The sequence below is a fragment of the Flavobacterium granuli genome, from assembly GCF_031456055.1.
Taxonomy (GTDB): Bacteria; Bacteroidota; Bacteroidia; order Flavobacteriales; family Flavobacteriaceae; genus Flavobacterium; species Flavobacterium granuli_A.
Map to the genome: position 1 here is coordinate 1 of NZ_JAVDTX010000012.1, position 1127 is coordinate 1127.

At 38.1% G+C, this 1127-nt stretch carries 1 pseudogene; it reads left to right on the forward strand.

Features of this window, described 5'->3' with window-relative positions:
* Nucleotides 1–1127, forward strand: a pseudogene (locus J2W95_RS17395) (SprB repeat-containing protein); the annotation flags it as partial.

The window sequence follows — 1127 nt, forward strand, 5'->3', positions numbered from 1 at the left end:
GAGGCTTTTGTAACGTATAAAATTGAAAAACAATTAACAGCTTTTGCCAGAGTAACTAAGGAATTATTTTGCGCTGCACCAATAAATGCAACAATAGCTGTTGCTATAACAGACGGTGTTGCGCCATATTCTTATCAAATGTATGTTGGAGGAGTTGCCACGGGCAGTTTGACACCTGTAACGGGTTCAAGTTTCACGGCTTCTGTTTCGGCTTCTGGTACTTATCATTTTGTGATAAAAGACAGTAATGCGGCAGCTTGTTCAGTTACAACAGCAAATGTTGTTGTGACTACGCCTAGCACACCAGCGGCTGCATTTGTTCAAACTAATGTAAGTTGTAATGGAGGAGCAGATGGAACAATTACAATAACTGGATCTAATGGTGTTGAGCCTTACCTATACAGTATCGATAATGGAGCAAATTTCCAAACATCAAATTACTTTATAGGATTGACAGATGCGGGTGTTTATAAAGTTGTAGTTCAGGATGCTAAGTTGTGTAAATCAGTTGCAATCCCAGTAGATATTACACAGCCTACAGCAGTTGCCGCAAATATTTCAGTAACGACTGGTTTATCTTGCGGAACAGGAAATGATACACAACAAGCTACAGTTACAGTGAATGGAAGTGGAGGAACATTACCTTATCAATATAGTTTTGATGGTATTAACTATTCATCAATTAATACATTTACAACTAATGCAGCTGGATTAGTAAAGGCATGGGTTAAAGATGGAAACAGATGTAATATAACAGCTGCAGTCAGTACAAATGTAGCTCCTTTAAATCCTCCTACAGGAATGGATATTAATGGTACAGCAGTGTATTGCAGTCCAGCAGCCAGACAAACAAGTACAGTTTCAATTACGAATGTTGTTAACGGAGTAGGTACAAAAACATATTCCATTTTGTCACCAACAACTGCAGTTGGCAATATTACAGGTAAATCAAGCGGAGTATTTACAGGCTTGTTGCCAGATACATATACATTCCAAGTAAAAGATGCTAACGGCTGTACATATCAAGAATCGTACACAGTAGATTCAGTTACTCCAATAGCTATAGTTGGAGCCTTAGCGAGTGATATTTCATGTAATGTTGCTAACGGAATAAACAATAATGGTTC